This is a genomic window from Pseudomonas sp. WS 5027, from assembly GCF_012985695.1.
Lineage (GTDB): Bacteria > Pseudomonadota > Gammaproteobacteria > Pseudomonadales > Pseudomonadaceae > Aquipseudomonas > Aquipseudomonas hygromyciniae.
The window spans coordinates 158162-176755 of record NZ_JAAQWU010000008.1; the positions used below are offsets into that span (position 1 = coordinate 158162).

An 18594-nucleotide genomic window follows, 5' to 3' on the forward strand; every position below is an offset into this window, starting at 1 on the left:
GGCGGCTCCACTGGTTTCTACAACACATCAAGGCGTCATACATCGTTAAGGCATACCCAGGGATATCGGTCGCGTCCTGCAAAACTTGATAGCGAGTGCCTGCAAGAGTCTTTTCCGGTAGCATTCCCACCAGATTGACCCGCCTGGAATCCCCAATGTCCGACCGCCTGACCCTGCTGCGTCCCGACGACTGGCATATTCATCTTCGCGATGGTGCTGCGTTGCCCCAAACCGTGGCCGATGTTGCGCGCACGTTTGGCCGTGCCATCATCATGCCTAACCTGGTACCTCCGGTGCGTAATGCCGCTGAAGCCGACGCCTATCGCCAGCGCATCCTCGCTGCACGACCGGCCGGTAGCCGCTTCGAACCGTTGATGGTGCTCTACCTGACCGACCGCACCCAGCCCGCCGAAATCCGCGAAGCCAAGGCCAGCGGTTTTGTGCACGCCGCCAAGCTGTACCCGGCCGGCGCCACGACCAACTCCGACTCCGGCGTAACCAGTATCGACAAGATCCTGCCCGCCATCGAAGCCATGGCCGAAGTGGGCATGCCGCTTCTGATCCACGGTGAAGTCACCCGTGGCGATGTCGATGTGTTTGATCGCGAGAAGATCTTCATCGACGAGCACATGCGCCGTGTGGTCGAGCTGTTCCCGACGCTCAAGGTCGTGTTCGAGCACATCACCACCGCAGACGCCGTGCAGTTCGTCACCGAGGCTTCGGCCAACGTCGGCGCAACCATCACCGCGCACCACCTGCTATACAACCGCAACCACATGCTGGTGGGTGGGATTCGACCGCATTTCTATTGCTTGCCGATCCTCAAGCGCAACACCCATCAGGTGGCGTTGCTCGATGCTGCTACCAGTGGCAGCGCAAAGTTCTTCCTCGGCACCGACTCGGCGCCCCACGCCCAGCACGCCAAGGAAGCCGCCTGCGGTTGTGCCGGCTGTTACACCGCCTATGCGGCAATCGAGCTGTACGCCGAGGCCTTCGAAGCGCGCAATGCCCTGGACAAACTCGAGGCCTTCGCCAGCCTCAATGGCCCGCGTTTCTATGGCCTGCCGGCGAATACCGACCGTATTACCCTGGTCCGTGAAGACTGGACCGCCCCCACCAGCCTGCCATTTGGCGAGCTGACCGTTATCCCGCTGCGCGCCGGTGAAACACTGCGCTGGCGCCTGCTGGAGGAACACAAGTGAGTGAAGACCATTACGACGACGAACAGGAACACAGTGGCGGCGGTTCGCGCCACCCGATGGCCGAGCGTTTCCGCGGCTATCTGCCTGTCGTTATCGACGTAGAAACCGGCGGTTTCAATTGCGCCACCGATGCACTGCTGGAAATTGCGGCGACCACCATCGGCATGGACGAACAGGGCTTTGTGTATCCAGAACACACCCACTTCTTCCGCGTCGAGCCGTTTGAAGGCGCCAATATCGAAGCCGCAGCCTTGGAGTTCACCGGGATCAAGCTCGACCACCCGTTGCGCATGGCCGTCAGCGAAGAAGCGGCATTGACCGACATCTTCCGTGGCGTACGCAAGGCCTTGAAGGCCAACGGCTGCAAACGCGCGATCCTGGTCGGGCACAACAGCAGTTTTGACCTGGGCTTTCTCAACGCCGCCGTGGCGCGCCTGGACATGAAGCGCAACCCGTTTCACCCGTTCTCCAGCTTTGACACCGCCACCCTGGCTGGCCTGGCTTATGGCCAGACCGTGCTGGCCAAGGCATGCCAGGCAGCCGGTATCGACTTCGACGGTCGCGAGGCCCACTCGGCTCGCTACGACACCGAGAAGACCGCCGATCTGTTCTGCGGCATCGTCAACCGCTGGAAACAGATGGGCGGCTGGGAAGATTTCAGCGACTGATTGCGTCGCCAAATCCCACGCATAAAAAACCGGCCCTCTCAGGCCGGTTTTTTTCACCGCGAATCTGGCTTACAGCTTGCCAGCGTTCTCGGTCAGGTAAGCCGCAACGCCTGCAGGCGAAGCGTTCATGCCCTTGTCGCCTTTTTTCCAGTTGGCCGGGCAGACTTCGCCGTGCTCTTCGTGGAATTGCAGAGCGTCGACCAGGCGGATCAGCTCTTCCATGTTACGGCCCAGCGGCAGGTCGTTGATGATCTGCGAGCGCACAACGCCCTTGTCGTCGATCAGGAACGCGCCACGGAAAGCCACGCCGCCTTCGGACTCAACGTCGTAGGCCTTGGCGATGTCGTGCTTCATGTCGGCAGCCATGGTGTATTTGACTTTGCCGATGCCGCCATCATTGATAGCGGTGTTGCGCCAGGCGTTGTGGGTGAAATGGGAGTCGATGGAAACGGCAACCACTTCAACGTTACGCGCCTTGAAATCGTCCATGCGGTGATCCAGGGCGATCAGCTCGGACGGGCAGACGAAGGTGAAGTCCAGCGGGTAGAAGAACACCAGGCCGTATTTGCCTTTGATGGCTTCAGACAGCTTGAAGCTGTCAACGATTTCGCCATTGCCGAGGACGGCTGGTACGTCGAAATCCGGGGCTTGTTTGCCGACGAGTACGCTCATTGGTTATCTCCTGATGGTATTTGAAGTAAATGGACCGCCCTCGAGTCTGCCGTGAATTGACGACAGGCCTGTGACGCGATCACGCTTCGTAAAGACCGGCCATCATACCTGAAAAAAACCGTTCGTCAGTGAGGGCCCCATGGCGAGCAACAGTTTGAGAAAACACTTTGACAATCATTCTCGTTAACATTAAGATCCATCGCACTTAAGCCTTAAACCGCGATGGTTCTCCCTTATGTATGTCTGCCTCTGCACTGGCGTCACCGACGGACAAATCCGCGAAGCGATCTATGAAGGTTGCTGCAGCTACAAGGAAGTGCGTGAAACCACCGGCGTTGCCAGCCAATGCGGCAAATGTGCTTGCCTTGCCAAGCAAGTGGTACGGGAAACCTTGACTAAACTGCAGGTAGCCCAGGCGGCGATCCCCTACTCGGCAGAATTTACACACGCCTGAAACAACCTATTTTAAAGAACCGGACTTAGTGTCCGGTTTTTTTATGCCTGTAATTCAAATAGTTAGGTCCAAGACGCGGAACACAAACATTCTTATTCCGATTAATTTTCATTTATTATTCAATAACTTAGGTTTGACACTAGTAATCGTGCAGCTCAAACTCCGCCCTATATACAACGAATACAGGGCAGGACCCCAATCATGAAAGGCGACATCTCAGTCATCCAGCAACTCAATAAAATCCTTGCCAATGAACTGGTCGCGATCAATCAGTACTTCCTGCATGCGCGCATGTATGACGACTGGGGCCTGGAAAAGCTCGGCAAGCGCGAGTACAAGGAATCGATCAAGGCCATGAAGGACGCAGACGCGCTGATCAAGCGCATCCTGTTCCTCGAAGGGCTGCCGAACGTACAGGACCTGGGCAAGCTGAATATCGGCGAGCACACCCTGGAAATGCTCAACAGCGACTTGGGCTTCGAGCGCAAGAGCCATGCCGACCTCAAGGCCGCCATCGCCCACTGCGAGACCAAGGGCGACTTCGGCAGCCGTGAGCTGCTGGAAGATATCCTGGAAGACCAGGAAGAACATATCGACTGGCTGGAAACCCAAGTTGGCCTGATCGACAAAGTAACTCTGGAAAACTACCTGCAATCGCAGATGGGTGAGTAATCGCTAAATGTAGGAGCGAGCTTGCTCGCGAAAAGCGTGAAGGCGCCGCGTTCATTCAGAATGCTCGCGTTATCGTTAACGCCCTTCGCGAGCAAGCTCGCTCCTACAGGTACAAAAAAGCCCCGCTCTCGAATGAGAAGCGGGGCTTTTTATTGCGCGCGAATCAGGCTTCGGTCTTGGCCGCCGCCTTTTCAGCAGCATCCTTGATCAGCGCCTGCAACGAACCATCAGCCGCCATTTCGGTGATGATATCGCTACCGCCGACCAGTTCACCGGCCACCCACAGTTGTGGGAAAGTTGGCCAGTTGGCGTACTTCGGCAGGTTGGCGCGGATTTCCGGGTTTTGCAGGATATCGACGTAGGCGAACTTTTCGCCACACTGCATCACGGCCTGGGAAGCCTTTGCGGAGAAGCCGCACTGCGGGGCATTCGGTGCGCCCTTCATGTAAAGCAGAATGGTGTTGTTAGCAATCTGCTCTTTAATCGTTTCGATGATATCCATGGAACACCTCGGCTGGAACTTTGCGACTCACAGGTCGGCACGGTGGCGCATTGTAACGCAAAATCCGAGCGTGGTGCTCGGGCTCCCCGACAGACTCACTGCGTCACGCCGCCGCGACCTGCACCGGTACGCCATTCAATGCCGCGTTGCCCGACAACTCATCCAACTGCCGCTCATCCGTCAGGTCGTTGGCACTCGCCCCAGGCTGCGCGCTGGCGATGTTCATATGCACACCCGGCCGATCATGGCCCCAACCGTGGGGCAGGCTGACCACGCCAGGCATCATTTCCAGGCTGGCCAACACCTGCACTTCGATCATGCCGATCCGCGAACTGACCCGCACCCGCTGCCCGTCACTCAGTTGGCGGCTGGCGAGATCATCCGGGTGCATCAACAGTTGATGCCGGGGCTTGCCCTTCACCAACCGGTGATAGTTGTGCATCCACGAATTATTGCTGCGCACATGCCGGCGACCGATCAACAGTAACTCGTCGACCTTAGGCAGCGGTAAGACCGCAAACCGCGCCAGGTCCGCCAGGATCACGGGCGGCGCCGCCTGGACCCGGCCATTGGCAGTTTTCAAACGCCCCGCCAGATTGGCCTTCAGCGGCCCCAGGTCCAGGCCATGGGGATGATCGGCCAGCATGGCCACCGACAGCTTGTGCGTGGAGGCATCACCATAGGCGCCCGCCCGCAAGCCAAGATCAATCATCTGCGCTGGCGCCATCGTCGGCTTGAGCGGGTTGCCGGTGCGGGCCGCAAATGCCTGGGCCAGACCGACGAAAATTTCCCAGTCGTGCAACGCCCCTTCGGGCTTGGGCAAAATCGCCCGATTGAAGCGCGTGACGTTGCGCACCGCAAACATATTGAAGGTCGTGTCGTAGTGATCGTTTTCCAAGGCCGACGTCGAGGGCAGGATCAAGTCGGCATAGCGGGTGGTCTCGTTGATATACAGGTCCACGCTGACCATAAACTCCAGGCCATCGAGCGCCTGCTCCAGTTGCCGACCGTTAGGCGTAGACAACACCGGATTGCCAGCCACGGTGACCAGCGCGCGGATTTGCCCTTCACCGGCGGTAAGCATTTCTTCGGCCAGGGCCGATACTGGCAGCTCGCCGCTGTATTCGGGCCGCCCCGAGACCCGGCTCTGCCAACGATTGAAATGCCCGCCTGACGTGGCCGCCACCAGGTCCACCGCAGGCTCGGTGCACAAGGCGCCGCCCACCCGGTCCAGATTGCCGGTGACCAGGTTGATCAACTGCACCAGCCAGTGGCACAAGGTGCCGAATGCCTGGGTCGACACCCCCATGCGTCCGTAGCAGACCGCCTTGTCCGCGGCTGCAAAGTCCCGCGCCAACTGGCGAATCTGCTCGGCCGGCACCGCGCATTGAGCGCTCATGGCCTCGGCGGTGAAGCTCGCGATGGCGCGGCGTACCTCGTCCAAGTCGTCCACCGGCAAGTGGCTGTCACGGGTCAGGTGTTCTTCGAACAACGTGTTAAGCACCCCGAACAGCAACGCCGCGTCCCCACCAGGGCGTACAAACAGATGCTGGTCGGCCATGGCCGCCGTCTCACTGCGCCGAGGGTCGACCACCACCACTTTGCCGCCCCGCGCCTGAATCGCCTTCAGGCGCTTTTCCACATCCGGCACGGTCATGATGCTGCCATTGGAGGCCAGTGGATTGCCGCCCAGGATCAGCATGAAGTCGGTCTGGTCAACATCCGGGATGGGCAGTAACAGCCCATGTCCATACATCAGGTGGCTGGTGAGGTGATGGGGCAACTGGTCCACCGATGTCGCGGAAAAACGATTGCGTGTTTTCAACTGCCCAAGGAAATAGTTGCTGTGGGTCATCAAGCCATAGTTATGCACGCTGGGATTGCCCTGATACACCGCCACCGCATTCTGCCCATGCCGCGCCTGGATGCCCGTCAACCGCTCGGCCACCAGGGCGAAGGCCTCGTCCCAGGGGATCGGTTGCCACTCGCTGCCCACCCGCAGCATCGGTTGGTGCAGGCGATCGGGATCGTTCTGGATATCCTGCAGGGCCACGGCCTTGGGGCAGATATGGCCACGACTGAAGGTGTCCTGGGCGTCACCCTTGATCGAGGTGATGGCAATGCTGCCTGCGTCCGAGGTGGTGGTTTCCAGGGTCAGGCCGCAGATGGCTTCGCACAGGTGGCAGGCACGGTGATGGAGAGTCTTGGTCATGGCCAGTCTCTTTATTAGGGCTTTGGCCCGACTATGGGCCGCGCCCAGCAGCGGCGCCAGTAACGTTCGCCCCGTGAATCAACGGGCATCAGGCCAAGCCATGGGCAAGCATGAGCAAATGTTTCAGAAACCTCCCGAACACCCATTGAAACCGACGAAACCTGGCCCCGTGCCGCCATCACGCATTGCAAAAGGTCTCGACGCCAGTGTACAAATGACCCGCTGCTGTCCGTAAACAGGCTTCAAAAGTGCTATTCCCGCCCCTTTGAACACCCCTAAAAAACCGTAGCCTATTGGTAAGACGCGACATTTAATGTCAATATCGCGCCTTCCCCTATTTCGTCGCCCCGTGCGGCTTTCGCCGCAGGTCTCGCCCGTTGTCACAATAAACAAGGCTTTGAGTATCTGCGGTCTGTTGCAAAAAGGTAGTTAATGATGAGCGCAAGGCACTTTCTCTCCCTGATGGATTGCACGCCCGAAGAGCTGGTCAGCGTGATCCGTCGAGGCATTGAGCTTAAAGACCTGCGTAATCGCGGCGTACTGTTCGAGCCTTTGAAAAACCGCGTACTTGGGATGATTTTCGAGAAATCGTCCACCCGTACCCGCCTGTCCTTCGAAGCCGGCATGATCCAGCTCGGCGGCCAAGCCATCTTTCTGTCGCCCCGGGACACTCAACTGGGCCGTGGCGAGCCAATCAGCGATTGCGCAATCGTCATGTCGCGCATGCTCGATGCGGTGATGATCCGTACCTTCGCCCATAGCACCCTCACCGAATTTGCCGCCAACTCGCGAGTGCCGGTGATCAATGGGCTGTCCGATGACCTGCATCCGTGCCAGTTGCTGGCCGATATGCAGACGTTCCTCGAACATCGCGGCTCGATCCAGGGCAAGACCGTGGCCTGGATCGGCGATGGCAACAACATGTGCAATAGCTATATAGAAGCGGCGATCCAGTTCGACTTCCACTTACGCATTGCCTGCCCCGAAGGCTACGAGCCCAGCGCCGAATTCCTGGCCAAGGCCGACGCCCGCGTACAAATCGTGCGCGACCCCAAGGACGCCGTGGTCGGCGCGCACCTGGTAAGCACCGACGTCTGGACCTCCATGGGCCAGGAAGACGAGACTGCCAAGCGCCTGGCGCTGTTCGCACCTTATCAAGTCACCCGTGAATTGCTCGACCTCGCCGCGCCAGACGCACTGTTCATGCATTGCCTGCCGGCCCATCGCGGCGAAGAAATCAGCCTCGACCTGTTGGATGACCCGCGCTCCGTCGCCTGGGACCAGGCAGAAAACCGCCTGCATGCCCAGAAGGCCCTGCTGGAGTTCCTGGTCCCACCGGCGTATCACCACGCATGAGCCAGCCACTTCTGCTGAAACTCCGCGATCTGGCATGCGGCTATCAGGACCAGCGGGTGGTGCAGAACCTCAACCTGCACCTGAATGCCGGCGATATCGGTTGCCTGCTGGGCTCCTCGGGCTGCGGCAAGACCACCACCCTGCGTGCGATTGCCGGGTTTGAGCCGGTCCACGAAGGCGAAATCAACCTGGCGGGCGAAGTGATCTCCAGCGCAGGTTTTACCCTGGCACCGGAGAAACGTCGGATTGGCATGGTGTTTCAGGACTACGCACTGTTTCCGCACCTCAGCGTGGCCGACAACATCGGCTTCGGCATTCGCAAACACCCGCAAAAAGAGCGGGTGGTGGCTGAATTGCTGGAGTTGGTCAACCTAAAGAACCTGGGCAAGCGCTTCCCCCACGAACTGTCCGGCGGCCAGCAACAGCGCGTGGCCCTGGCCCGTGCGTTGGCTCCGGAGCCGCAGTTGCTGCTGTTGGACGAGCCCTTCTCCAACCTCGACGGTGAACTGCGACGCAAGCTCAGCCATGAAGTGCGGGACATCCTCAAGGCCCGCGGCACCAGTGCGATCCTGGTCACCCATGACCAGGAAGAAGCCTTTGCCGTGAGCGACCACGTAGGTGTGTTCAAGGAAGGCCGGCTGGAGCAATGGGACACGCCCTACAACCTCTATCACGAACCGCTGACGCCTTATGTGGCAAGTTTTATTGGCCAGGGGTACTTCATCCGCGGGCAGTTGAGTTCGCCGGAATCGGTCAGCACCGAACTGGGTGAGTTGCGCGGCAATCGTGCCTATACCTGGCCGACGGGCAGCGCGGTGGATGTGTTGCTGCGCCCGGATGACATCGTGTATGCGCCGGACAGCGCCTTGAAAGCGCAGATCGTCGGCAAGACTTTCCTCGGTGCCTCAACCCTGTACCGTTTGCAGTTGCCGACCGGTGCCCAGCTGGAATCGATTTTCCCCAGCCATGCCGACCATCAGGTAGGTGCACAGGTGGGGATCCGCGTGGCGGCTGAGCATCTGGTGCTGTTCCAGGCCTCGGGGAGCACGGCGGCGCAGATTGCGCAGGTGGAGTCCGGTGTACGGCGCTATAGCACCGCCAGCTGAAGAACCCCGATCCGACATTTAGCAGCGGGCTTGTGTGGGAGCCGGGCTTGCCCGCGATGCAGGCACCTCGGTCTGTCAGCTGCATCGGGGTGATGCTATCGCAGGCAAGCCAGCTCCCACAGAGGCTGGCTTGCCCATTTGACTCCCACTGTTGAAATCACACCCGGCCAATCGGCGCAAATGTAGCCTGGGTGTGCTCTGCCAGCACCGCCGCCGCCAACTCCACCTCAAGCCCTCTCCTGCCAGCGCTGACAAAAATTGTCGTAAAAGGCTGTGCGCTCACATCGATGAACGTGCGCAAGCGCTTCTTCTGCCCCAGCGGGCTGATCCCCCCCAACAAGTAACCGGTAGAGCGCTGCGCCGCCGCCGGGTCGGCCATCTCGACCTTCTTCACGCCCGCCGCATGCGCCAGGGCCTTCAAATCCAGACTTCCGACGACCGGCACCACCGCCACCAACAATTCACCTTTTTCGCTACTGGCGAGCAAGGTCTTGAACACCTGCGCCGGGTCCAGGCTCAGTTTTTCCGCGGCCTCCAGGCCATAAGAGGCGGCCTTGGGGTCATGTTCGTAACTGTGGATGCGATGTTCGGCGCGAACTTTTTTCAACAAGTCCAATGCGGGTGTCATGGGGGCTCCAGGCTTGGGGGAAACGTGGAAAAGCAGACCACCGATTCTAGGACAAACCCAGGCAAAAGGCTCTAGTGCAGGGCACCGTGCGACGAATCCGCGCAGATCCTGGGCACGCTTGCCGCCCGTTGCGACGACGTATTGCCGCGATCATTCATCACATTAATAGTTTGAAAATGACCGACCGTTCACTTTCGACCTTTGACAGCGGTGTTTCTTGTCTATATTTTTTCGTTTCCGAATACTGTAGGAATACACTCGCAGTATCCGAGCAGTAAGCCGTGGCCAGAATGGGGATTCTGTTTACGGTGAAAATCGCGCATGGCCCGTTGTGGCAGAGCGCCAGACAAGAAAAAAAATCGAGGTTTTCAATGACAACTGCTCTTCAACAGCCTTCACTTTCAAGCCAATGCATGGCCGAGTTCCTCGGCACCGCGCTGCTGATCTTCTTCGGCACAGGCTGCGTTGCTGCGCTCAAGGTCGCGGGTGCCAGCTTTGGCTTGTGGGAAATCAGCATCATCTGGGGGATCGGCGTAAGCATGGCGATCTATCTGAGCGCCGGCATTTCCGGGGCTCATCTCAATCCAGCCGTCAGTATCGCGCTGTGCATCTTTGCCGATTTCGACAAGCGCAAACTGCCCTTCTATATCATCGCCCAGGTCGCCGGCGCCTTTTGTTCGGCGGCGTTGGTCTACACGCTCTACAGCAATCTTTTTTTCGATTACGAACAAACTCACCACATGGTCCGTGGCTCGGCTGCCAGCCTGGAACTGGCCTCGGTGTTCTCCACCTACCCCCACGCGCTGCTGAATACCGCCCAGGCATTCCTGGTGGAGATGGTCATCACCGCCATCCTGATGGGTGTGATCATGGCCCTGACCGACGACAACAACGGCTTGCCCCGTGGCCCTCTGGCCCCGCTGCTGATCGGTTTGCTGATCGCCGTGATTGGCAGCGCCATGGGCCCGCTGACCGGGTTTGCCATGAACCCGGCCCGGGATTTCGGCCCCAAGCTGATGACCTTTTTCGCCGGTTGGGGTGAAATGGCCTTCACCGGCGGGCGCGATATTCCTTATTTCCTGATTCCGATCCTTGCACCGATTGTCGGTGCCTGCCTCGGCGCTGCGGCCTATCGCGGGTTGATTGCCCGCCATCTGCCCAACGCCGCACCTGCTACAACTGATGCAGCCGAAACCGCCGCCAGCGGTAACACCCGAACTTCCTGAAAGCGGTAGCCTGAGCCCTTCTGCCCTTTGCGGCCCAGGCTACTTACCCACTCCCTTTTTCCGTCCAAGGCAATCGACATGACCGACACACAGAATAAGAACTACATCATTGCCCTCGATCAGGGCACCACCAGTTCCCGGGCGATCATCTTTGATCGTGACGCCAACGTGGTGTGCACCGCCCAACGTGAATTCGTCCAGCATTACCCACAAGCCGGCTGGGTCGAGCATGACCCGATGGAAATCTTCGCCACCCAGAGCGCCGTGATGGTCGAGGCCCTGGCGCAAGCAGGCCTGCACCACGATCAGGTGGCCGCCATCGGCATCACCAACCAGCGTGAAACCACGGTGGTCTGGGACAAGATCACCGGCCGCCCGATCTACAACGCCATCGTCTGGCAATGCCGCCGCAGTACCGAGATCTGCCAGCAGCTCAAGCGCGACGGCCACGAGCAATACATCAGCGACACCACCGGCCTGGTCACCGACCCGTACTTCTCCGGGACCAAGCTCAAGTGGATCCTCGATAACGTCGAAGGCAGCCGCGAACGCGCGCGCAATGGCGAACTGCTGTTCGGCACCATCGACAGCTGGCTGATCTGGAAATTTACCGGCGGCAAGACCCACGTCACCGACTACACCAACGCCTCGCGCACCATGCTCTTCAACATCCACACCCTGGAGTGGGATGCGAAGATGCTGGAGGTGCTGGATATCCCACGGGAAATGCTGCCAGAAGTTAAATCTTCCTCGGAAATCTACGGCCGCACCAAAAGCGGGATTGCCATCGGCGGTATCGCTGGCGACCAGCAAGCCGCCCTGTTCGGCCAGATGTGCGTCGAGCCTGGCCAGGCGAAAAACACCTACGGCACCGGCTGCTTCCTGCTGATGAACACCGGCGACAAGGCGGTCAAGTCCAAGCACGGCATGCTCACCACCATCGCCTGCGGCCCTCGTGGCGAAGTGGCCTACGCCCTGGAAGGCGCGGTGTTCAATGGCGGCTCAACCGTACAGTGGCTGCGTGACGAGCTGAAAATCATCAATGACGCCCATGACACCGAGTACTTCGCCAACAAGGTCAAGGACAGCAACGGCGTGTACCTGGTGCCGGCGTTCACCGGCCTCGGCGCTCCATACTGGGACCCCTACGCCCGTGGCGCACTGTTCGGCCTGACCCGTGGCGTACGTGTCGATCACATCATTCGCGCAGCCCTGGAGTCGATTGCCTACCAGACCCGCGACGTGCTCGACGCCATGCAACAGGACTCCGGCGAACGCCTCAAATCCCTGCGGGTAGACGGCGGCGCCGTGGCCAACAACTTCTTGATGCAGTTCCAGGCCGACATCCTCGGCACCCAGGTCGAGCGCCCGCAAATGCGCGAAACCACTGCATTGGGCGCGGCCTACCTGGCTGGCCTGGCCTGTGGTTTCTGGGGCAGCCTGGATGAGCTGCGCGGCAAGGCGGTAATCGAGCGCGAGTTCGAACCGCAACTGGACGAGCCCGCCAAAGAAAAACTCTACGCAGGCTGGAAAAAAGCGGTCAGCCGCACCCGCGACTGGGAACCCCACGAAGGCGCTGAGTAAGCCAAGCGCCGGACCCTCTTAGGGTTGTAACTGGCAGGGAGCAGATTCCTGCGTCATCATGGGCCACTTTTTTGTACGGCAGCCCAAAGGACGCCCCATGAATCTGCCTCCCCGTCAGCAGCAAATCCTCGAACTGGTTCGCGAACGCGGCTATGTCAGCATCGAGGAAATGGCGCAGTTGTTCGTTGTTACCCCGCAAACCATCCGCCGCGATATCAATCAACTGGCGGATGCCAATCTGCTGCGTCGCTACCACGGCGGCGCCGCCTATGACTCCAGCGTCGAAAACACCGAGTACGCGATGCGTGCCGACCAGATGCGCGATGAAAAACAGCGTATCGGCGAAGCCATTGCCGCACAGATTCCTGATCATGCCTCGCTGTTCATCAATATCGGCACCACCACCGAATCCATCGCACGGGCGCTGCTCAACCACAGCCACCTGAAGATCATCACCAACAACCTCAACGTCGCCATGATGCTCAGCGCCAAGGACGACTTCGACGTGCTGCTGACCGGCGGCAATGTGCGCCGTGACGGCGGTGTGGTGGGCCAGGCCAGCGTGGACTTTATCAACCAGTTCAAGGTCGACTTCGCCCTGGTGGGGATCAGCGGTATCGACGAAGACGGCAGCCTGCTGGACTTTGATTACCAGGAAGTCCGGGTTTCCCAGGCGATCATTGCCAATGCGCGCAAGGTGATCCTGGCGGCGGACTCCAGCAAATTCGGGCGCAATGCCATGATTCGCCTGGGGCCAATCAGTTTGATTGATTGCCTGGTCACCGATCAGCAGCCGGTGCCGGCGCTGGTGCAGTTGCTCAATCAGCATAAGATTCGCCTGGAAGTCGTCTGATCTATCTCTGAGATCTCTGGCGCCTAGGCCACCGCCTTCGCGGGCAAGCCCGCTCCCACAGGTTGATCGCATTCCAACTGTGGGAGCGGGCTTGCCCGCGAAAGCGGCCCCTAAGGCAACAACTCTCTTGAGCCAGCACAAGGCTCAATGTTCACAAATTTTCCTTTTCCCGCCCTTCGATGAGTTTTTTCAATCGAAGTCAGCTGGCTGTGCCCGCGTTTATGAGCTACCATTTTCGCAAATGAACATTAATGTTCGAATTCAAATATAAATAAAGATCGCGAGGCCAGCCGATGACCCCTTCTACCTTGCCTGCTCAACCCCTTGCCGAAGTCTATGATGTTGCCGTTATCGGTGGCGGGATCAATGGTGTGGGGATCGCGGCAGATGCAGCCGGTCGCGGCCTGTCAGTATTCCTTTGCGAAAAGGACGATCTGGCCAGCCACACCTCATCCGCCAGCAGCAAGCTGATCCACGGCGGCCTGCGCTATCTTGAACATTACGAATTCCGTCTGGTGCGCGAAGCCCTGGCCGAACGTGAAGTGCTGCTGGCCAAGGCGCCGCACATCGTCAAGCAGATGCGCTTTGTACTGCCCCATCGCCCACATCTGCGCCCGGCGTGGATGATCCGCGCTGGCCTGTTCCTGTATGACCACCTCGGCAAGCGCGAAAAGCTCGCTGGCTCCAAAAGCCTGAAGTTCGGCGCCGACAGCCCGCTGAAAAGCGAAATCACCAAGGGTTTCGAATACTCCGACTGCTGGGTCGATGACGCGCGCCTGGTAGTACTCAATGCCATGGCCGCCCGGGAAAAAGGGGCGCATATCCACACCCAGACCCGTTGCGTCAGCGCCCATCGCAGCAAGGGCCTGTGGCACCTGCACCTGGAGCGCGCCGATGGCAGCCTGTTCTCGATCCGTGCCAAGGCCCTGGTGAACGCTGCCGGCCCGTGGGTCGCCAAATTCATCAAGGATGACCTGAAGCTCGACTCGCCCTACGGCATCCGCCTGATCCAGGGCAGCCACTTGATCGTGCCGAAACTGTACGAAGGCGCCCACGCGCACATCCTGCAGAACGAAGACGGGCGCATCGTCTTCACCATTCCGTACCTCAATCACCTGACCATCATCGGTACTACCGACCGCGAGTACACCGGCGACCCGGCGAAAGTGGCGATCACCGAAGGTGAAACGGACTACATGCTCAAGGTGGTCAACGCCCACTTCAAGCAGCAGTTGAGCCGCGACGACATCGTCCATACCTACTCCGGCGTGCGCCCGCTGTGCAACGACGAGTCCGATAACCCGTCGGCCATCACCCGCGACTACACCCTGGCGCTGTCGGGTACTGGCGAAGAAGCACCGATCCTGTCGGTGTTCGGCGGCAAGCTGACCACCTACCGCAAGCTTGCGGAGTCGGCACTGGCGCAACTGGCCCCCTACTTCCCCCATATCAAGCCAAGCTGGACCGCCAAGGCCAGCCTGCCCGGCGGCGAAGAGATGACTACGCCAGAAGCCCTGGCCACGGACATTCGCAGCAAGTTCGAGTGGATCCCCAGCGAAATCGCCCGCCGCTGGTCGACCACCTATGGCAGCCGCACCTTGCGCCTGCTCGAAGGCGTGCAATCCTTGGCCGACCTGGGCGAACACCTGGGTGGCGGCCTGTATACCCGGGAAGTCGACTACCTGTGCGCCGAGGAATGGGCGACCCAGGCCTACGACATCCTGTGGCGCCGCACCAAGCTCGGCCTGTTCACCACCCCTGAGGAACAGGAAAACTTGCAGCGCTACCTGGTCAAAGTGGAGCAGAACCGCAGCAAGATCGAAGCAGCCTGATTCACCAAGCCCCCGCACCGAAAGGTCCAGGGGCTTTTTTTTGGCTACTACCTTCTCCCCCCTCAAAATTCGGATTTCCGAACGCTATACCGCCACCTATTCGGTTTGCCGGACTTAAACACCGTATAAACACCGTCACATAAAGTTAATAACTATATAAATCATATAGTTAGATCTTTATTCACAGTCTGGCACGACTCATGCTCTACACTTGGGACGTGTTTGCCTGAGATGCTTCAGGAGCCGTCACAGGCATTCGCTGTATCGAAAGAGCCGTCCAGGCTTCATAAAAAAAACAAATGTCGAGGAAGTATTGATGCGTATCGTTCCCCATATTTTGGGCGCAGCCATCGCTGCCGCTCTGATTAGCACTCCAGTTTTTGCCGCTGAGCTCACCGGCACCCTGAAGAAAATCAAAGAGTCGGGCACCATCACCCTGGGCCACCGCGACGCCTCCATCCCGTTCTCCTACATCGCGGACGCCTCCGGCAAGCCAGTGGGCTACTCCCACGACATTCAACTGGCCATCGTCAAGGCTGTCGAGAAAGACCTCGGCATGAAGGAAGGCGAGTTGAAGGTCAAATACAACCTGGTCACTTCGCAAACCCGTATCCCTCTGGTGCAGAACGGCACCGTAGACGTTGAGTGCGGCTCCACCACCAACAACGTGGAACGCCAGCAACAAGTCGACTTCTCCGTCGGCATCTTCGAAATCGGTACCCGTCTGCTGTCCAAAAAGGACTCGACCTACAAGGATTTCGCTGACCTAAAGGGCAAGAACGTCGTAACCACCGCGGGTACCACGTCCGAGCGCATCCTCAAGTCCATGAACGCTGACAAGCAGATGGGCATGAACGTCATCTCCGCCAAGGACCACGGTGAATCCTTCCAGATGCTGGAAAGCGGCCGTGCCGTTGCCTTCATGATGGACGACGCACTGCTGGCCGGTGAAATGGCCAAGGCCAAGAAGCCAACTGACTGGGCCGTGACCGGCACGCCACAATCCTTCGAAATCTACGGCTGCATGGTTCGCAAAGGCGATGCCCCGTTCAAGAAGGCTGTGGATGACGCCATCGTCGCTACCTACAAGTCCGGCGAAATCAACAACATCTACACCAAGTGGTTCAGCTCGCCGATCCCACCAAAAGGCCTGAACCTGATGTTCCCGATGAGCGACGAACTCAAGGCCCTGATCGCCAATCCGACTGACAAAGCAGCCGACGACAAAACGGCTGAAAAAAAGTCCTGATTCCGAACTAACCTTATCCCCTGAGGGAGCCAACCCTCCCTCAGGTGCCTGTTACTACCTGCTGGCATTATTTGGAACATTCGACCTGGCGGTTTGCGAGCCGATCGTGTGTGCCTGACGTTCACCGTCAGGCGGGAATGGATCCTCCCCAAGCGGGTGCTTGTACATCGATCGATTTCGGGGGAGACCCTAATGAATTACAACTGGGACTGGGGCGTATTCTTCAAGTCCACCGGCGTGGGCAGCGAGACCTATCTCGACTGGTTCATCTCCGGTTTGGGCTGGACCATCGCCATCGCCGTCGTGGCGTGGATCGTCGCCTTGCTGCTGGGCTCGGTACTGGGCGTGATGCGCACGATGCCTAACCGGCTCGTGGCCGGCATCGCCACCTGCTACGTGGAGCTGTTTCGTAACGTGCCACTGCTGGTACAGCTGTTCATCTGGTACTTCCTGGTACCCGACCTGCTGCCGCAAAACCTGCAGGACTGGTACAAACAAGACTTGAACCCGACCACCTCGGCCTACCTGAGCGTTGTCGTGTGTCTGGGCCTGTTCACCGCCGCCCGCGTATGTGAACAAGTGCGTACCGGTATCCAGGCGCTGCCCCGTGGCCAGGAAGCCGCCGCCCGCGCCATGGGCTTCAGCCTGTCGCAGATCTACTGGAACGTGCTGCTGCCCCAGGCCTACCGGATCATCATTCCGCCGCTTACCTCGGAATTCCTCAACGTCTTCAAGAACTCCTCCGTGGCGTCCTTGATCGGCCTGATGGAATTGCTGGCGCAAACCAAGCAGACCGCCGAGTTCTCGGCCAACCTGTTTGAAGCCTTCACCCTGGCTACGCTGATCTACTTCACCCTGAACATGAGCCTGATGTTGCTGATGCGCGTGGTCGAGAAGAAAGTCGCAGTGCCCGGCCTGATTTCCGTGGGGGGCAAATAATGGAATTCGATTTCAGCGGCATTATCCCGGCCATCCCTGGCCTGTGGAACGGCATGGTCATGACCTTGAAGCTGATGGTCATGGGCGTGGTCGGCGGCATCATCCTCGGTACCATCCTGGCACTGATGCGCCTGTCCTCCAGCAAACTGCTGTCCCGCGTGGCCGGCGCTTACGTGAACTACTTCCGCTCGATCCCGCTGCTGTTGGTGATCACCTGGTTCTACCTGGCGGTGCCGTTCGTGTTGCGCTGGATCACCGGTGAAGACACGCCAATCGGTGCGTTCACCTCCTGCGTCGTGGCCTTCATGATGTTTGAAGCCGCGTACTTCTGCGAAATCGTGCGGGCCGGCGTTCAGTCGATCCCCAAGGGCCAGATGGCAGCGGCACAAGCGATGGGCATGACCTACGGTCAGACCATGCGCCTGATCATCCTGCCCCAGGCGTTCCGCAAGATGACCCCGCTGCTGTTGCAGCAGAGCATCATCCTGTTCCAGGACACCTCGCTGGTGTACACCGTCGGCCTGGTGGACTTCCTCAATGCTTCGCGCGCCAATGGCGACATCATCGGTCGGTCCAATGAGTTCCTGATCTTCGCCGGTGTCGTCTACTTCATCATCAGCTTTGCCGCCTCGCTGCTGGTCAAGCGTCTGCAAAAAAGGTTTGCCGTATGATCTCTATCAAGAACATCAACAAGTGGTATGGCGACTTCCAGGTGCTGACCGATTGCAGCACCGAGGTCAAGAAAGGCGAAGTGATCGTGGTGTGCGGGCCGTCCGGCTCGGGCAAATCCACCCTGATCAAGTGTGTCAACGCCCTGGAACCCTTCCAGAAAGGTGACGTTATAGTCGACGGCACCTCAATTGCCGACCCGAAGACCAACCTGCCGAAACTGCGTTCGCGCGTCGGCATGGTGTTCCAGCACTTCGAACTGTTCCCGCACATGACCATCACCGAAAACCTGACGGTTGCGCAGATCAAGGTGTTGGGCCGCAGCAAGGCAGAAGCCGAGAAGAAAGGCCTGCAACTGCTGGAACGCGTGGGTCTGTCAGCGCACAAGGACAAGCACCCGGGCCAACTGTCCGGCGGCCAGCAGCAGCGCGTGGCGATCGCCCGTGCTCTGGCCATGGACCCGATCGTCATGCTGTTCGACGAACCGACTTCGGCCCTGGACCCGGAGATGGTCAACGAAGTGCTGGACGTGATGGTGCAACTGGCCCAGGAAGGCATGACCATGATGTGCGTGACCCACGAAATGGGCTTCGCCCGTAAAGTGGCCGACCGCGTGATTTTCATGGATGCCGGCAAAATCATCGAAGACTGTCCGAAAGAAGAGTTCTTCGGAGATATCAGCGCCCGCTCCGAACGTGCGCAGCACTTCCTCGAGAAAATCCTGCAGCACTAAAAAAGCCGCAACTCGCTCCTACAAGAGCAGGCAAGCT

General features: G+C 59.2%; 18 protein-coding genes. 14 read left to right on the plus strand and 4 right to left on the minus strand.

What is annotated here, in order from left to right; all coding sequences use genetic code 11:
• Positions 1 to 155: 155 nt before the first annotated feature.
• Together pyrC and rnt are read left to right on the plus strand one after the other, a co-directional pair.
• Positions 156 to 1202 (plus strand): dihydroorotase, encoded by a 1047-nt coding sequence (gene pyrC, locus HBO09_RS12545; protein WP_032858441.1) that lies wholly within the window; start codon positions 156 to 158, stop codon positions 1200 to 1202.
• On the plus strand, positions 1199 to 1870 hold the full coding sequence (rnt, locus tag HBO09_RS12550) for a ribonuclease T (RefSeq protein WP_057958607.1): 672 nt from the start codon (positions 1199 to 1201) through the stop codon (positions 1868 to 1870). The genes pyrC and rnt overlap by 4 nt, the downstream gene beginning before the upstream one ends.
• Before the next feature lie 69 nt (positions 1871 to 1939).
• Here rnt and HBO09_RS12555 read toward each other — a convergent pair whose 3' ends face one another.
• Positions 1940 to 2542, minus strand: a complete 603-nt coding sequence (locus HBO09_RS12555; RefSeq protein ID WP_032858443.1) for a peroxiredoxin — start codon at positions 2540 to 2542, stop codon at positions 1940 to 1942.
• A 235-nt stretch (positions 2543 to 2777) separates the two neighbouring features.
• Here HBO09_RS12555 and HBO09_RS12560 point away from each other — a divergent pair, with 235 nt between their 5' ends.
• Together HBO09_RS12560 and bfr are read left to right on the plus strand one after the other, a co-directional pair.
• On the plus strand, positions 2778 to 2996 hold the full coding sequence (locus HBO09_RS12560; RefSeq protein ID WP_038442994.1) for a bacterioferritin-associated ferredoxin: 219 nt from the start codon (positions 2778 to 2780) through the stop codon (positions 2994 to 2996).
• Positions 2997 to 3197: 201 nt separating this feature from the next.
• Positions 3198 to 3668, plus strand: a complete 471-nt coding sequence (bfr, locus tag HBO09_RS12565; protein WP_038442996.1) for a bacterioferritin — start codon at positions 3198 to 3200, stop codon at positions 3666 to 3668.
• Positions 3669 to 3831: 163 nt separating this feature from the next.
• On the opposite strand, the gene grxD is transcribed toward bfr, so the two are convergent.
• Together grxD and HBO09_RS12575 are read right to left on the minus strand one after the other, a co-directional pair.
• The gene (grxD, locus tag HBO09_RS12570) at positions 3832 to 4170 is read right to left on the minus strand and encodes a Grx4 family monothiol glutaredoxin (RefSeq protein ID WP_032858447.1); all 339 of its coding nucleotides are present in this window, start codon (positions 4168 to 4170) and stop codon (positions 3832 to 3834) included.
• 103 nt (positions 4171 to 4273) lie between these two features.
• A complete protein-coding gene (locus tag HBO09_RS12575) occupies positions 4274 to 6382 on the minus strand; it encodes a molybdopterin oxidoreductase family protein (RefSeq protein ID WP_169993899.1) in 2109 nt (702 codons plus the stop codon).
• Between the two features lie 435 nt (positions 6383 to 6817).
• Here HBO09_RS12575 and argF point away from each other — a divergent pair, with 435 nt between their 5' ends.
• Together argF and HBO09_RS12585 are read left to right on the plus strand one after the other, a co-directional pair.
• Positions 6818 to 7738, plus strand: a complete 921-nt coding sequence (gene argF / locus HBO09_RS12580; RefSeq protein WP_169993902.1) for an ornithine carbamoyltransferase — start codon at positions 6818 to 6820, stop codon at positions 7736 to 7738.
• Positions 7735 to 8844, plus strand: a complete 1110-nt coding sequence (locus HBO09_RS12585) for an ABC transporter ATP-binding protein (RefSeq protein WP_169993905.1) — start codon at positions 7735 to 7737, stop codon at positions 8842 to 8844. Before argF ends, HBO09_RS12585 begins: the two co-directional genes overlap by 4 nt.
• Before the next feature lie 157 nt (positions 8845 to 9001).
• On the opposite strand, the gene ybaK is transcribed toward HBO09_RS12585, so the two are convergent.
• Positions 9002 to 9472, minus strand: coding sequence for a Cys-tRNA(Pro) deacylase (gene ybaK, locus HBO09_RS12590; protein ID WP_169993926.1), 471 nt, complete (start codon positions 9470 to 9472; stop codon positions 9002 to 9004).
• Positions 9473 to 9843: 371 nt separating this feature from the next.
• Here ybaK and HBO09_RS12595 point away from each other — a divergent pair, with 371 nt between their 5' ends.
• The 8 genes from HBO09_RS12595 to HBO09_RS12630 all read left to right on the plus strand — a co-directional run bounded on the left by HBO09_RS12595 (position 9844) and on the right by HBO09_RS12630 (position 18557).
• Positions 9844 to 10698 carry an MIP/aquaporin family protein gene (locus tag HBO09_RS12595; protein ID WP_169993929.1) on the plus strand — a complete coding sequence of 285 codons (855 nt, stop codon included), beginning with the start codon at positions 9844 to 9846 and terminating at the stop codon, positions 10696 to 10698.
• A gap of 78 nt (positions 10699 to 10776) precedes the next feature.
• Complete coding sequence (glpK, locus tag HBO09_RS12600; RefSeq protein ID WP_070994780.1) at positions 10777 to 12282, plus strand: glycerol kinase GlpK; 1506 nt, start codon at positions 10777 to 10779, stop codon at positions 12280 to 12282.
• A gap of 97 nt (positions 12283 to 12379) precedes the next feature.
• On the plus strand, positions 12380 to 13135 hold the full coding sequence (locus HBO09_RS12605; RefSeq protein WP_169993932.1) for a DeoR/GlpR family transcriptional regulator: 756 nt from the start codon (positions 12380 to 12382) through the stop codon (positions 13133 to 13135).
• A 293-nt stretch (positions 13136 to 13428) separates the two neighbouring features.
• Positions 13429 to 14967: a glycerol-3-phosphate dehydrogenase gene (gene glpD / locus HBO09_RS12610; RefSeq protein WP_169993935.1), complete on the plus strand. Its 1539-nt coding sequence runs from the start codon at positions 13429 to 13431 to the stop codon at positions 14965 to 14967.
• 316 nt (positions 14968 to 15283) lie between these two features.
• On the plus strand, positions 15284 to 16216 hold the full coding sequence (locus HBO09_RS12615; RefSeq protein ID WP_169851094.1) for a glutamate/aspartate ABC transporter substrate-binding protein: 933 nt from the start codon (positions 15284 to 15286) through the stop codon (positions 16214 to 16216).
• Between the two features lie 192 nt (positions 16217 to 16408).
• Positions 16409 to 17155, plus strand: a complete 747-nt coding sequence (locus HBO09_RS12620) for an amino acid ABC transporter permease (protein ID WP_169993938.1) — start codon at positions 16409 to 16411, stop codon at positions 17153 to 17155.
• Complete coding sequence (locus tag HBO09_RS12625) at positions 17155 to 17826, plus strand: ABC transporter permease subunit (protein WP_032859909.1); 672 nt, start codon at positions 17155 to 17157, stop codon at positions 17824 to 17826. Before HBO09_RS12620 ends, HBO09_RS12625 begins: the two co-directional genes overlap by 1 nt.
• Positions 17823 to 18557, plus strand: coding sequence for an amino acid ABC transporter ATP-binding protein (locus tag HBO09_RS12630; RefSeq protein ID WP_169993941.1), 735 nt, complete (start codon positions 17823 to 17825; stop codon positions 18555 to 18557). The genes HBO09_RS12625 and HBO09_RS12630 overlap by 4 nt, the downstream gene beginning before the upstream one ends.
• Positions 18558 to 18594 lie beyond the last annotated feature (37 nt).

Excerpts from the sequence above, each read along its gene's own strand:
- pyrC (WP_032858441.1), top strand. The coding sequence starts at position 156 with ATGTCCGACCGCCTGACCCTGCTGCGTCCCGACGACTGGCATATTCAT.
- HBO09_RS12555 (WP_032858443.1), bottom strand. The coding sequence starts at position 2,542 with ATGAGCGTACTCGTCGGCAAACAAGCCCCGGATTTCGACGTACCAGCC.
- HBO09_RS12560 (WP_038442994.1), top strand. The coding sequence starts at position 2,778 with ATGTATGTCTGCCTCTGCACTGGCGTCACCGACGGACAAATCCGCGAA.
- bfr (WP_038442996.1), top strand. The coding sequence starts at position 3,198 with ATGAAAGGCGACATCTCAGTCATCCAGCAACTCAATAAAATCCTTGCC.
- grxD (WP_032858447.1), bottom strand. The coding sequence starts at position 4,170 with ATGGATATCATCGAAACGATTAAAGAGCAGATTGCTAACAACACCATT.
- HBO09_RS12575 (WP_169993899.1), bottom strand. The coding sequence starts at position 6,382 with ATGACCAAGACTCTCCATCACCGTGCCTGCCACCTGTGCGAAGCCATC.
- argF (WP_169993902.1), top strand. The coding sequence starts at position 6,818 with ATGAGCGCAAGGCACTTTCTCTCCCTGATGGATTGCACGCCCGAAGAG.
- HBO09_RS12585 (WP_169993905.1), top strand. The coding sequence starts at position 7,735 with ATGAGCCAGCCACTTCTGCTGAAACTCCGCGATCTGGCATGCGGCTAT.
- ybaK (WP_169993926.1), bottom strand. The coding sequence starts at position 9,472 with ATGACACCCGCATTGGACTTGTTGAAAAAAGTTCGCGCCGAACATCGC.
- HBO09_RS12595 (WP_169993929.1), top strand. The coding sequence starts at position 9,844 with ATGACAACTGCTCTTCAACAGCCTTCACTTTCAAGCCAATGCATGGCC.
- glpK (WP_070994780.1), top strand. The coding sequence starts at position 10,777 with ATGACCGACACACAGAATAAGAACTACATCATTGCCCTCGATCAGGGC.
- HBO09_RS12605 (WP_169993932.1), top strand. The coding sequence starts at position 12,380 with ATGAATCTGCCTCCCCGTCAGCAGCAAATCCTCGAACTGGTTCGCGAA.
- glpD (WP_169993935.1), top strand. The coding sequence starts at position 13,429 with ATGACCCCTTCTACCTTGCCTGCTCAACCCCTTGCCGAAGTCTATGAT.
- HBO09_RS12615 (WP_169851094.1), top strand. The coding sequence starts at position 15,284 with ATGCGTATCGTTCCCCATATTTTGGGCGCAGCCATCGCTGCCGCTCTG.
- HBO09_RS12620 (WP_169993938.1), top strand. The coding sequence starts at position 16,409 with ATGAATTACAACTGGGACTGGGGCGTATTCTTCAAGTCCACCGGCGTG.
- HBO09_RS12625 (WP_032859909.1), top strand. The coding sequence starts at position 17,155 with ATGGAATTCGATTTCAGCGGCATTATCCCGGCCATCCCTGGCCTGTGG.
- HBO09_RS12630 (WP_169993941.1), top strand. The coding sequence starts at position 17,823 with ATGATCTCTATCAAGAACATCAACAAGTGGTATGGCGACTTCCAGGTG.